Annotated in this window: 11 protein-coding genes; all 11 read right to left on the minus strand. The window is 71.8% G+C overall.

The window, feature by feature from the left end; genetic code table 11:
• Nucleotides 1-264: 264 nt before the first annotated feature.
• On the minus strand, nt 265-1,041 hold the full coding sequence (locus tag F1C15_RS07535) for a hypothetical protein (protein ID WP_185233890.1): 777 nt from the start codon (nt 1,039-1,041) through the stop codon (nt 265-267).
• A gap of 1 nt (nt 1,042) precedes the next feature.
• On the minus strand, nt 1,043-1,702 hold the full coding sequence (locus F1C15_RS07540; RefSeq protein WP_156370125.1) for a hypothetical protein: 660 nt from the start codon (nt 1,700-1,702) through the stop codon (nt 1,043-1,045).
• Nucleotides 1,699-2,748, minus strand: a complete 1,050-nt coding sequence (gene pilM / locus F1C15_RS07545) for a type IV pilus assembly protein PilM (RefSeq protein ID WP_185233892.1) — start codon at nt 2,746-2,748, stop codon at nt 1,699-1,701. The genes F1C15_RS07540 and pilM overlap by 4 nt, the downstream gene beginning before the upstream one ends.
• Before the next feature lie 28 nt (nt 2,749-2,776).
• Entirely contained in the window at nt 2,777-3,619 is an 843-nt protein-coding gene (locus tag F1C15_RS07550; RefSeq protein WP_185233894.1) for an A24 family peptidase, read from the minus strand.
• Complete coding sequence (locus F1C15_RS07555) at nt 3,616-5,361, minus strand: hypothetical protein (RefSeq protein ID WP_255465544.1); 1,746 nt, start codon at nt 5,359-5,361, stop codon at nt 3,616-3,618. Before F1C15_RS07555 ends, F1C15_RS07550 begins: the two co-directional genes overlap by 4 nt.
• 56 nt (nt 5,362-5,417) lie before the next feature.
• A complete protein-coding gene (locus tag F1C15_RS07560) occupies nt 5,418-6,107 on the minus strand; it encodes a type II secretion system protein J (RefSeq protein WP_185233898.1) in 690 nt (229 codons plus the stop codon).
• Nucleotides 6,104-7,519, minus strand: a complete 1,416-nt coding sequence (locus F1C15_RS07565) for a carboxypeptidase-like regulatory domain-containing protein (RefSeq protein WP_185233900.1) — start codon at nt 7,517-7,519, stop codon at nt 6,104-6,106. The genes F1C15_RS07560 and F1C15_RS07565 overlap by 4 nt, the downstream gene beginning before the upstream one ends.
• 100 nt (nt 7,520-7,619) lie before the next feature.
• The gene (locus F1C15_RS16335) at nt 7,620-8,057 is read right to left on the minus strand and encodes a type II secretion system protein (protein WP_370543622.1); all 438 of its coding nucleotides are present in this window, start codon (nt 8,055-8,057) and stop codon (nt 7,620-7,622) included.
• A gap of 259 nt (nt 8,058-8,316) precedes the next feature.
• On the minus strand, nt 8,317-9,549 hold the full coding sequence (locus tag F1C15_RS07575; RefSeq protein WP_185233902.1) for a type II secretion system F family protein: 1,233 nt from the start codon (nt 9,547-9,549) through the stop codon (nt 8,317-8,319).
• Complete coding sequence (locus F1C15_RS16290) at nt 9,549-11,408, minus strand: type IV pilus twitching motility protein PilT (RefSeq protein ID WP_305038473.1); 1,860 nt, start codon at nt 11,406-11,408, stop codon at nt 9,549-9,551. The genes F1C15_RS07575 and F1C15_RS16290 overlap by 1 nt, the downstream gene beginning before the upstream one ends.
• A gap of 127 nt (nt 11,409-11,535) precedes the next feature.
• Nucleotides 11,536-13,197, minus strand: a complete 1,662-nt coding sequence (locus F1C15_RS07585; protein WP_219731581.1) for a GspE/PulE family protein — start codon at nt 13,195-13,197, stop codon at nt 11,536-11,538.
• Between the last annotated feature and the right edge of the window lie 30 nt (nt 13,198-13,227).

The raw sequence follows: 13,227 nt of genomic DNA on the forward strand, positions 1-13,227 counted from the left end.
ACGGGCTCGGGCCCGGGAGGGCGATGTGGACGGCGGGTGGTTCCCCCCGCCCGGGGGGCGTGGTGGCCCTCACCCGGGGTACACGGGGACCGGGCGGTCGGGGCGGTGGCGGGGGACACGCGCGCGGTCGTCGTCGCCGTCGTCGCCGATCGGCCCCCGACGACGCCGGTCGCCCCGGACGACGAACGAGTGGTCACGACGTGCTCCTCCGCCGGGGCGGGGAGGGCACGTCGTGACCACTCGAGGGTCGCGCAGGTGGGGGGGCTACTCCCCCGCGGCCGTGCTGTCGTCGGCGTCGCCCTCAGCCTGCGCGGTCGGCGTCGTGGTGGCGTCGGTCGGGGTCGAGGCCGCGTCGAGCAGCACGTAGACGTTGCCCGAGACCGTCCAGCTGTCGGGGGCCGCGCCCTCGCTGCCGGCCTCCTCGCTGCCGGAGCTGCCGAAGGTCTCGAGGGCGAACAGCCGGCTGCCGCCCTGGAGGGCCGCGACGAAGTCGAGGGCGTCGGAGTACGAGCCCTCGACCGTGATCGAGACCGGCACGACGGAGAAGTTCGCCGCGGTGATCGCCGGGTCGCTCACGAGGTCGGGCGCCGTGGGGGCGACGGGCTCCGCGGCCGGCGCGGCCGTGGCGGCGTCGGTCGACTCGGCCGTGGCGTCCGTGGAGGCCGCGGCGTCGGCCGGGGCGGTGGCCGCGACCGGGGCGTACGCCTCGGCCTCGGTCGTCGTGATGTCGACCACGGTCGTGCTGGTCTCGTCGGAGAGCCGGCTGACCTCGCTGATGAAGGTCGAGAGCGACGCCGACGACGGGATCGCCGTCTGCAGCGTGCCGAGCTCGGACCGCAGCGCGGGCAGGGCGTCGTTGTCGGCCTGCAGCTGGGCGATCGCCGCCCGGATCTGCTCGTTCTGCGTCGTCACCGTCGTGATCTGCTCGCGCGACGCGGTGGCCGCCGAGAGCTGCGGCTGGACGCCGAGCAGGAAGCCGAGGGCGAGCACCACGACGGCGGTGCCCATCGCGGCGAACATCATGAGTCGGTTGCGGTCCACGTCAGTCGTCCTTCTCGTCGAACCGGCCCGAGAAGGCGTCGGCGGTGATGTGCATGGTGACGGTCGCCTCGTAGACGCCGTCGGAGAAGGCGACCGACCCGGGGGTCGCGTCGGCGAAGCCGGGCAGGGTCGCGAGGCCGTCGAGCCAGACCGGCACGGCGGGCAGGGTGGGGCTGGTCGCCGTGAAGACCACGGTCGCCACGCGCGAGCCCTCGAGCGGGGACGTGCCCTGCGCGTACGACTCGAGCGGCGAGGCCTGGTCGAGCGAGACGCTCGTCACGGTGACGCCGACGGGCAGCGTGCCCTGCACGGAGCGCAGGTAGGTCGCCCAGTCGATGTCGGTGGAGCCTCCGACGGCCTGGCCCGACTCGATCAGGTCGACCTGCGACTGCGTGTCGCGCACCTCGGAGAACTTCGCCTGCTGCGCGAGCAGCGTGCTCGTCTCGCTCTGGACCACGGTGAGGTCGTCGGCCGCGGAGAGCGAGCCGAGGGTGGCGGCTCCCGAGGCGACGACGGTGGCGGCCACGAGCACGACGACGCCGAGCCAGGTGCGGCGCGTGGTCGAGGCGGCGCGACGCTCGGCCCGCACCTCCGGGGGCAGGAGGTCGACGCGGGGGGCGCCTCCCACGGTGATGGCGGCGTCTCTCTTGGACGATCTCATGCGGCGCTCCCGAGGGCGAGGCCCAGGGCCACGGTCAGGTCGGAGGGGCGGGCCCGGAGGGCCGCCTCGTCGACGGTCTTGGCGACGGCGACCGTCGCGAGGGGGTCGCCGAGGGCGACGGGGAGGCGCGTGACCTCCGACAGGGCGTCGGAGAAGCCCGGCATGGCCGAGCCTCCCCCGGCGAGCAGGATGCCCGCGACGGGGTTGGCGGGCCGCGTGTTGACGAAGTACTGGACGGTGTTGCGCAGGCTGCCGAGCAGGTCGTTGGTCGACTCGAAGATGGCCGACGAGGCCGCCTGCTCCTGCGGGGTGGTGACGACGGTCGAGAGTCCGCGGGCGTGCTTGAGCTGCTCGGCCGCGGCCGGGCCCGTCTCGAGCGCGGCGGCCACGGCCTGCGTGATGTCGTCGCCGCCCGAGGGGATGATGCGGACGAACTGCGGCACCCCGTCGGTCACCATGACGACCGAGGTCGTGTTGTGCCCGATCTCGACGACGGCCACCGTGCCGACGACCCGGGGGCGGTTCACGAGGAGGCGCACCGTCGCGAACGGGATGAGGTCGACGCCCAGCGTGGTCAGGCCGGCGAGCTTGCTGGCGCGCACGTTGCCGAGCACGGCGTCCTTGACCGCGGCGATCAGCAGGCCGTTGACGACCGGCCCGTTGTCGCCCGCTCCCTCGCTGTACGGGTAGAAGTCGAGGAGCGCGTCGGCCACCGGCACCGGCAGCATGTCCTGCACCTGGAAGGGCAGCGCCTCCTTGATCCGCTGCGGCGACATCTTCGCGACGGTGAGGTCGCGGGCCAGCACGCGCTGGTTGCCCATGCCGAGCACGACCCGCTTGCTCTTGAAGCCGCCGACGGACCAGAGCTGCTTGAGCGACCCGGCGACGGTCTGCGGCTCGAGCACCTCGCCGCGGCTCGCGGCGCCCTCGGGCAGCTCGACCTCGGCGAAGCGGACCACGGTCGGCTTCGCCTTGTCGGCGTCGGCCACCTCGACGGCGCGCACGGAGCGGCTGCCGATGTCGATGCCCACGATGTTCTTGCCCATCAGTGCTGCTCTCTGTCAGGTCGCCTGGTCATGCCAGGCCGAGGAGGGTGAGGTAGCCGGTGGCGACGATGCCGCCGGCGAAGACGCCGACCCAGGCGCCCGCGAGCATCCAGGGTCCGAAGGGGATGCCGCCGCTGCGCTGCACCCGGCGGGTGGCCAGCAGGACGACCGAGAAGAGGCCGCCGAGCAGGAAGGCCGCGAACGACCCGACGGCGAGCTCGGCCCAGCCGAGCCAGCCCAGGTAGAGGCCGAGCACGCCGGCGAGCTTGATGTCGCCGAGGGCCATGCCGCCCTTCCAGCCGAGGCCGAGGGCCAGGTAGAAGAGGAACATCGCGGCGAGGCCGACGCCGGCGCGGAGGAGCGCCGCCCAGTCGCCGACCAGCGCGCTGGAGGCGGCGAGGAGGACGCCGCCCACCGCGTAGCTCGGCAGGACGATCGCGTCGGGCAGGCGGTGGTGCTCGACGTCGATGACGGCGAGCGCGACGCTCGCGCCGGCCAGCCAGAGGAAGGCGAGCAGCGAGAGGAGGCGCGACACCAGCGGCAGGACCTCCGTCGGCACGTCGGTGAGCGGCCAGAGCCGCGCCGCGACGACGAGGAAGAAGACGCCCGTGGCGAGCTCGACGATCGGGTAGCGGGCCGAGATCGCGGCCGAGCAGTCGCGGCAGCGCCCGCGGAGGGCGAGCCAGCTGACCACGGGCACGTTGTCACGACGACGGATCGGCGAGCTGCACGACGGGCAGGCGCTGGCCGGGCGTGCGATCGAGACGCCGGCCGGCACGCGGTGCACGACGACGTTGAGGAACGAGCCGATGAGGAGGCCGAGGCCGCCGGCGACGAACAGGGCGACGAGCCAGGGGGCGGCGGCGGTCACGAGGCGGCTCCCGTCGACCGGTAGGCGGGCAGGACCTCGGTCTGCGTGGTGATGCCGTACGACGTGGTCACCGGGCTGAGGAACTTCGGCGGCGCGAGGTAGCGCAGGCGGGTGTCGTACGCGTAGGCCTTGATGTAGCCGTTCGAGCCGTTGCGCACGACGCCGCGGAAGGCCTGGGCGATCGAGCCCTTCACCGTGAGCGTGCCCCGGTCGCCGCCCCGCCCGTAGTTCTGCACGAGGAAGGAGTGGTTGACCGAGATGATCGCCGCGTCGATCTCGCGATCCGAGTCGCCGAGCAGCGAGGCGCCGGTGGCGGCCGACACGGGGTTCCAGACCCACGCGACGCCGTCGGACGCGAGGCCGAGGACGTTCGTGCTGGCGTTCGTCTGCGAGTACACGACGTCGCCCGTGACGTAGAGGTAGTTCTGGGCCGCCACCGTGAGCTGGCCCTGGAAGGTGCCCTTGACGAAGACGTCACCACTACGGGCTCCGTAGGCGCAGGTGCCGGTGCCGGTGCCGCCGGTGGTCGAGGAGGTCGGGACGGACTCGCCTGCCCGGGGGTAGCCGACGTGGTTGTTGCTGCACGACGTCTCGGTGAGGTCGCCGACCGACGCGGCGGCGTTGACGTTCTGCTTCCCCGCGCCGGCGCCGGCGACGAGGACGGGGATGTTCTGCACGTAGACGATGTTGTTCGCGGGCACGGGGATCGTCGCGCCCTTGGCGGAGCCGAGCTGGCCGTCGGCCGTGCCGGGCAGCCCGCAGTCGGCGTCGGTCGTTCCCTCGGTCGCGGCGGCGTTCGAGATGCGGGTCTTCTTCGTGTACGGGGACTTCACCGTCATCTTGCCGTCGGCGGTGAAGACGATGTCGGTCGGCCCCGTGTACAGGCAGCCGGGGCGCGCGACCTCACCGGGGATGTCGGTGCGCATCTCGCGGATCTTGTCGCCCAGGGTGTCGGGCATCAGGACGCTCGCCACCTGGTCGGGCCCCGCACCGGGGGCGCGCTCCTTGAGGAACCGCTGGCCCGAGCACGCGTAGCCGTTCGAGTCGACCTGGGCGTACGAGCGGCCCGTCGTCGGGCTCGCCGTCGTGACGCCCTGCTCGAAGGTGGCCGAGCAGACGCGCATCGTGTCGTTCGAGTGCGCGGGGCCGGCGATGACGTCGCCGCCGCTGAATGCGATCTCGCCGCAGGCGTCGCCCTGGGTGCGGCCCTCCCACGCGTGACGCTTGCAGTCGGCGCTCGTCTTGCCCGTGAGCGTCGGGTCCTGCGACTCGATGTCGGTGAAGTAGAGGTAGTCGATGAAGCCCTTCTGACGGAGCTCCGCGATCACCGATCGGGTCTCGCCGCCGACCTTCCCGGTCGCCCGCACGCGGAGCGCGCCCGCCGAGGCGAACTTCGAGTTGTCGACCTCGTAGCGGAACGACGCCCGGCCCTCGCTGAAGGGCACCGTGGCCCAGGTGCCGGCGGCTCCCGTGCCGAACGCGGGGTTGACCTGCGAACCGGTGGGCAGGCTCACGGGGCTCGCGGTCAGCTTGCTGAACGGCGCGGCCGGGTTCCCGAACTGCTGGTAGCTGTTGTCGTTGGCGAGGCGCGCCTGGTACTCCTCCACGCCCGCGTAGGCGGCGGAGAGGGCGGCGTTCCAGTCCTGGTCGCGGTCGGCCTTCTTCAGGCCGCTGGTCGCGACCGTCAAGGCGGTAGCCGCCATGATGATGAGCACCATGCCGAAGATCAGGGTGATGGCCATGGCCATCCCGCGGTCGTCGCGGAGACGGTCTAGGCGGAGTGCGCGGCGGAGTCGGATCACGAGACGGCTCCTCCGAGGAGGTTCGAGAGCGAGACGCTGTTCTGGAGGGTGACCGTCTGGGCGGTCTTGGCGCCGGCCCGGTCGACGGACAGGCTGATGCGCACCGAGGCGATCGTCGACATCTGGGTCGCGGTGAGGGCGCCGGAGGCGTCGGGCAGCAGCTGCTTGCCGCTGAAGTCGACGTAGCTGAAGAGCGGCGTGCCCGAGACCGCGGTCGTCAGCACGGAGCCCCCGACGACGCGCGTCGTCGCGGCTCTCGTGAACTCCCACGAGTCGGACCCGCTGGCTGTGCCGACGACGGTCGTCTCGACGAGGCTGCGGTCGGGACGGACGGTGAACGACACCTTCCGAGGGACGGTGCTGACGGAGTCCGCGGTGTTGACCGCCGAGGTCAGGGTCAGGGCCTCGGTCGAGGCCACGCTGAAGGACGGCGTCTCGGCGCCGCCGGGGGCGGGGGTCGTGCGGGCGGCACGGATCGTGCGGGTGAGGTCGGCGAGGCCGGTCGACGCGACACGCGTGTTGAGGTCGATCGAGCGGGCCTGGCTGGTGGCCTTGGCGAGCGAGACGAAGGTCGTCGACACCACCGTGATGACGATGCCGAAGACCATCATCGCGACGAGAAGCTCGGCGAGGCTCACGCCCGCGTCGTCGCGACGGCGGGCGAGCAGCGCGCGCAGCGCGGTCACGAGGCGGGCCTCGGGTCGAGGCTCACGACGTTCGACGACGTGCCGGAACCGCCGAGGATCGCGCCGAGCAGGGAGCCGATCAGGCCGCTCAGCGTCACGCCACGGAGGGTCGAGGTGCTGCCGCCGGAGGAGATGGCCCAGGTGCCGTAGGGCAGGGCGAGGGTGACCTCGCCCGAGTTCGTCTTGTTCTTCACCGTGAAGTTGTAGGTCTGGGGCACGGCGCAGCCGGGGTCGCCGTTGAGGGCCGCGGACGACGTCGCCCGGACGACCGAGTCGGTGCCGGCGGCCAGGCGGATGGTCACCACGCCCATGGGCAGCGGGTAGGCGGCCTTCCCGTCGGAGGCGGCCACGAAGGGCTGCACCGGAGCCGTCTTGCCCGCGGCGTTGGCCGGCCAGAGCGACGGGTCGGGCGAGAGGCAGGTGCCGCCCGCCGTGCCGGTCGGTCGGTAGTCGCCCGCGACCATGCGGTAGCCGGTGGCGAGAGGGAAGAGGAAGACGTCGGACGGCGTGCCCGTGGTCGTCGTCGGAGCGGGCCCGCCGAGGACGGTCGTCTTGAGGTCGTCGGGCAGGAGGACGGAGGGACCGCTGTAGTTCGAGGCGTACTTGACGGCGTAGTCGTCGCCCGCGGCGTAGGTGAACGTCACGCCTGCGGAGTCGCCCTTGACGACCACGATGCCGGTCTTGACCGGGGCCGCCGCCTGGGCGGCGTCCCGCCAGGGAGCGGCGTCTGAGCGGGAGATCGTGACCTTGTACGCCCCGGGGAGCACCTTGATGGCGACCGCGCAGCCGTCAGCGTTCGTGGTGCCGGGCTTCGACCCAGCGGTGAGCGCCTTGCCGGGGCTCGACGTGGTCGTGTCGGGCTCGACGGCGACGACGAGGCCGGGGACGGGTGCGCCCTGGTCGTCCTTGACGCCGACGAGGATCGTGCCGGTGTCCTGGTCGTTGAGGCGACTGTTGGGGGCGAGGATCGTCTCGCTGCGCACGGGCGAGTCGGAGCTGCGCATGCCGTCCCACTCGACCTCGATGTGGACGTGCTTGTAGAAGAGGGATCCGTTGCCGCTCGCGGCAGCCGGGGTGCAGGTGGCGTCGACGCCGGAGGTCGTCTGCCACGACGCGGTCTGCTTGACGGTGTACATGACTCCGCCGACGCTCTTCTTCGTCTGGCCGCTGGCCACCTGGATGACGTCGGAGGTGCCGCGGGCGACGTCGACGGCCTCGGAGGCGAGGTTGGTCGCCACCTCACGGCTGCGGTTGTCGCTCGAGATGGAGAGCGTCAGGCCCACGGCGACGACAGAGCCGACGGTGATGACGGCGAAGACCAGGAGGGCGACGACCACCTCGACGAGCGAGAGGCCGGCGTCGCGGTCGGCCGGGTCGGCGGGCCGCAGCCGGTCGCTGAGGAGCTGGAGCATGGTGGGTCACCTCCCGGTCGGGTCAGGGGTGGAGTTGCAGGGTGGGGGCGGAGCAGGGCGGGAGGCGAGGCGCGTCGGCACCTCGCCTCCCGGTCGATCGTCAGGCGCAGGCACCCTCGACGACGGCAGCGGCGTCGGTGATGCTGAAGAGCTTGCCGGTCTTGCCCTTGCCGTTGATGCAGAAGGTGGTCGTGCCGGTGGTGGGCGCCGTCTTGAAGCCGAGGACGTTGTCCGCGCTGACCGTGTAGCCGTACTTGCCGAGGGTCGCGGCGTCGAGCGTCGTGGGCAGGTTGCCCGTGTCGGTCTGGAACCCGATGACCGCGGTCTTCGCGTTCGAGAGGTCGCTCTTCACGGAGGCGTCACGGGCGTTGTTCTGCACGCCGAGGTACACCGGGATGGCGATGGCGGCGAGGATGCCGATGATGATCACGACGACGAGGAGCTCGATGAGCGTGAAGCCCTTGTCCTTGTCGGCGGCGAGGTTCTGGCGGCGAGCGCTGAGCTTGCCCATGAGCGCGAAGTACATGAGGGTGTCCATTCCGGTACGGGGTGCAGGGGGAGTGATCGGCAGCGGTCACTGATCACCGCCGGGAACGATGCTGCCAGCGGGCCGCAGCCCCCGGAATCCCTTGGACGGGGGGTTATGCCCTGCGACACGGCCCCAGTCCGGGGCTCCCCCGAACGGGACAGAACCCCTGGTCACGCCTCGATCACACCCGTATGGGGCACACGCACGAAGGACCCCTCCAGGCGACAGGTGTCGCCCGAAAGGGGTCCCGGGCCGTGCGGGCCGAGCGCTACTTGATCAGCGAGGTGATCTGGAAGATCGGCAGGTAGAGCGCGACGATCATGCCGCCGACCACGACGCCGAGGAAGGCGATCAGCAGCGGCTCGATCAGCGCGGTGAGCGACTCGGTGGTCGACTTGACCTCCTGGTCGTAGAAGTCCGCGACCTTCTCGAGCATGGTCTGCAGCGAGCCGCTGTCCTCCCCCACCGCGATCATCTGGGTCACCATCGACGGGAAGACGCCGGAGGCGGTGAGCGGGCCGGCGATGGACTCGCCCTGCCGGACCGACTCCGCGACCTCGACCAGCGCCTCCTCGAGCACGTAGTTGCCCGAGACCTCGCCCACGATCCGCAGCGCGGTGAGGATGGGCACGCCGGCGCCGATCATGTTCGAGAAGTTGCGGGCGAAGCGCGCGATCGCGATCTTGCGCAGCAGCACGCCGAAGACCGGCAGCTTGAGCTTCAGCGGGTCGAGGCGCGAGCGCACCTTGACGCTGTTCTTGTTCGTGCGCCACCAGATGGAGAACGCGATGCCGATCACGAGGCCCGCGGGCACCACGTACGGCATGGCCCGGGACGCGTAGACGAGCATCATCGTCGGCAGCGGCAGCTGACCACCCAGGTTCGTGAACATGTCCTGGAAGATCGGCACGATGAAGAGCAGCATCACGACGACGGCGACGAGCGACATCACGAGCACGACGACCGGGTAGGTCATCGCCGACTTGATCGTGCCGCGGAGGGCGACCTCCTTCTCGAAGTTCTCGGCCGTCGACTCGAGCGCCTTGTCGAGGAACCCGCCGGTCTCGCCCGCCTTGATCATGTTGATCATCAGGGGCGGGAAGTCCTTGTCGTGCTTGCCGACCGCGTCGGAGAACGAGACCCCCGTCTCGACGTCGTCACGCACCTCCCCCATGATCTTCGCCAGGCGCTTGCTCTCGACCTGGTCGGCGAGGATGGTCAGGGTGCGCAGCAGCGACAGGCCCGACCCGATCATGGTCGCCATCTGGCGCGACATGACCGCGATGTCCTTCATCTTCACGGCCTTGTCGCCGAGGCCGGGGATCGACACCTCGCGCTGCAGGCCGGTGCCGGCCGCCGCCTCCGTGATCGAGATCGGCTGCACGCCCATCGTGCGCAGGCGCGTGATGACCGCGCCCTCGCTCGAGGCGTCGACCTTGCCCTTGACGACCTTGCCCGCCGTGTCGCGCCCCTTGTAGGCGTAGGCGACCGCGCCGGCCATCAGGCGTCGCCCCGCGAGAAGGCGTCGCCGAAGTCGATGCCGCTGTCGAGGCCCTGCGACTCGCTCTTGTTGATGACGCGCGTGACGAGGCGGTCGAAGCCCTCGCGGTCGTGCACCTTCTCCATCGCGGCCTTGTGCGTCACCACGCCCGTGTTGACGAGGTCGGCGAGCTTCTGGTCCATGGTGTGCATGCCGAGGTCACGGCCCGCCTGCATCGAGGATGCGATCTGGTAGGTCTTGCCCTCGCGCACGAGGTTGCCGATGGCCGGCGTCATCATCATGATCTCCGTCGCGACGACCCGACCGCGGCCGCTCGCCTTGGGCAGCAGGGTCTGGCAGACGACGCCGCGGAGCGTCGAGGCCAGCTGGGTGCGCACCTGGTCCTGCTGGTGCGGCGGGAAGACGTCGATCACGCGGTCGATCGTCTGCGCGGCGCTCTGCGTGTGCAGCGTCGCGAAGACGAGGTGCCCGGTCTCGGCGGCCGTGAGCGCCACCGAGATGGTCTCGAGGTCGCGGAGCTCGCCGATCAGGATCACGTCCGGGTCCTGGCGCAGCACGTGCTTGAGGGCGGCGGCGAAGCTGTGGGTGTCGTGCCCGACCTCGCGCTGGTTCACCAGCGAGCGCTTGTGCTGGTGCATGAACTCGATCGGGTCCTCGACCGTGACGATGTGGTCGGCCCGGGTGCGGTTCACCAGGTCGATCAGCGCGGCGAGGGTGGTCGACTTGCCGGAGCCCGTGGGGCCCGTGACGAGCACGAGGCCGCGGGGCAGCTTCGCGAAGGTCGACACCGACTCGGGCACGCCCAGCTCGTGCAGCGGCTTGATCTCGGTCGGGATGAGGCGGAACGCCGCCCCGAGCGAGCCGCGCTGCTGGTAGAAGTTCACGCGGAAGCGCGAGTCGTCGGAGAGCGACCAGGCGAAGTCGAGCTCGAGCTCGTCGTCGAAGCGCTCCTGCTGCTCGGGCGTGAGCAGGCTCGCGAGCGCCGCGGCGACCGTCACGGCGTCCCACGGCTCGGGCGAGGTGTGCGTCGGCTGCAGGGAGCCGTCCACGCGCAGCGTGGGAGCGGCGTCGACCGTGACGTGGAGGTCGGAGGCGCCGCGCTGGACGACCTCGATCAGGGCGGCGACGAGACCGGGGTGCGCCGTGGTGCGGGCGTGCTCGTGCAGCTCGATGCCGAGGTCGGTCGCGGAGACGACGGGCAGGGCGGCCGTGACCGGAGTCGCGGGCGAGGCGACGGGGGCGGCGTGCTGCGGCTGGGGCGGCGCCACGGCGGCCGCCGCGGGGAGCACGGGGCGGGCGGCGGGAGGCGTCACGGACACGGGGGCGGAGGCGGAGGCGGAGGCGTGCATGACGGGCGCCGGGGCCGGAGCAGCGGCCGGAGCGGCAGTCGGCTCCGCGACGGCCACCGGGGCGACGGCCACGGGCGCGACCGACACCGGCGCGACCGACACGGCCGGCTCGTCGGCCATGTCCGCGATCGCGTCGAAGCGCGGGTCGCTCCAGCTCGGCGTGGCCGGGGCACGCGTGAGCCCCGCGACCGCCGGCGACGACGGGGCGCGACCGCTGCCGACCTCGGCCGCGGCGGACGCGACCGCTGCGCCGAGGGCCTCGGCGAGGCGCGCGGCCCGCCGACTCGAGGGCGCGGGCGTCGGGGTCCAGCCCAGCACCGCCTCCTGGTCGCCCTCGAGCGCGTAGACGTGCTTCGTCGGGTCGACGGGGGGCGAGGCGGGCACGAGCGTCACCGGCGCGGGCGGCTCCCACGACGTCGCGGGCGTGTCGGTGCTGACCTCGCGGCCGGGTCGGCCGGGGGCCCACCCGTCGGCGGCGTGGGGCTCGTCGGGGATCTCGTAGACGCTCATGCGGCGGCCTCCGGGGCGGTGGTGGCGGATCGGGTCTCGGGGGCGACGACGCGCGTCGCGGGAGCGGGTGCAGGTGCCGCAGCCCCGGCGGGGGCCGGGGCAGGGGCGGAGGAGGCGCGGGGCCGGGTCACGCGACCACCCGCAGGATCTCCTCGACGCTGGTGAGGCCGAGCTTCGCCTTCTCCCAGCCGTCCTGGCGGAGCGTGAGCATGCCCTGCTCGCGGGCCGTGCGGCCGATCTCGGCGCTCGAGGCGCGGGTCACGGCGAGGCGCTCGATCTCCTCCGAGACGCTCATCACCTCGTGCAGGGCGATGCGCCCGCGGTAGCCCGTGTTGGAGCACTGCTGGCAGCCGACGGGCTGGAAGACCGTCGGGTCCTCGCCGTCGCGCAGCTCGAACTTCAGCGCGGCGAGCTGCCGCGGCGAGTAGTCCGTGGGCTGCTTGCAGCGGTCGCAGAGGCGCCGGGCGAGGCGCTGGGCCACGACGCAGTCGATGGCGCTGCCGACGAGGAAAGGCTCGATGCCCATCTCGGTGAGCCGCGTGATGGCGCTCGGGGCGTCGTTCGTGTGCAGCGTGCTGAGCACGAGGTGGCCGGTCAACGACGCCTCGATGGCGATCTGCGCGGTCTCGTGGTCGCGGATCTCGCCGAGCAGGACGACGTCGGGGTCGGAGCGGAGGATGCTCCGCAGCGCGCTCGCGAACGTGAGGCCGGCCTTCGGGTTGACCTGCACCTGGTTGATGCCGCGCATGCGGTACTCGACCGGGTCCTCGACCGTGATCACGTTGATCTCGGGGCGGGCGACGGCGTTGAGCGTCGTGTAGAGCGTGGTCGACTTGCCCGAGCCCGTGGGGCCCGTGACGAGGATCATGCCGTACGGCTTCGAGTACGACGCCGCGTAGACGTCGAAGTTGCGCTCGAGCAGGTTGAGGTCGCGGAGGCTCATCGACGTGTTCGAGTTGTCGAGGATCCGCATGACGACCTTCTCGCCCCACACCGTGGGCAGCGTCGCGACGCGGAGGTCGATCTGACGGCCGCCGTGACGGACCGACATGCGGCCGTCCTGCGGCTTGCGGCGCTCGGCGATGTCGATCTCGCTCATGATCTTGAGGCGCGAGATGACGCCGTTCTGGATGGCCTTCGGGGCCGGCTGCATCTCGTGCAGCACGCCGTCGATGCGGTAGCGGATCCGAACGTCGGTCTCGCTCGGCTCGATGTGGATGTCGGAGGCGTGGTCGGTGATCGCCTGGCTCACGAGCAGGTTGACGAAGCGCACGATGGGCACGTCGTCGTCGGGGCCGTCGGTGATGTCGGCCGCCGCCTCCTGCGCCTTCTCCTCCTCGAGCGTGCTCGTGAGGTCGTTGAGCTCGTCGTCGGCGCGGAGGTAGCGGTCGATCGCGGCGAGCAGGTCGCCCTTCTCGGCGACCACGGGGTCGACGCCGATGCGGAGGCCGGCGCGCACGTCGTCGATGGCGAAGACGTCGCCCGGGTCGGCCATCGCGAGCAGCAGGCCACCGTCGCGCACGCCGATGGGCAGCACGCTGTGGCGGCGACAGACGGCCGCGGGCACCATCGTGACGGCGGCGCGGTCGACGGGGTAGTCGATCAGCTCGACGAAGTCCATGCCGGCGGCCTGCGCACGGGCGCGGGCCACCTGCGAGGTGGTCACGACGCCCTGCGACAGGAGCTCGCGGATGGAGGCCTCCTCGTCGGTGGAGCGGCGACCGACGCGGTCGAGGTACTCCATGGGCAGCAGGCCGTGCAGGATCAGGATCTCGGTCATGGAAGCCACGGGACGTACCTCCTCGGTACAGCCGCCGCG

Source organism: Frigoribacterium sp. NBH87 (assembly GCF_014217665.1).
GTDB lineage: Bacteria > Actinomycetota > Actinomycetes > Actinomycetales > Microbacteriaceae > Frigoribacterium > Frigoribacterium endophyticum.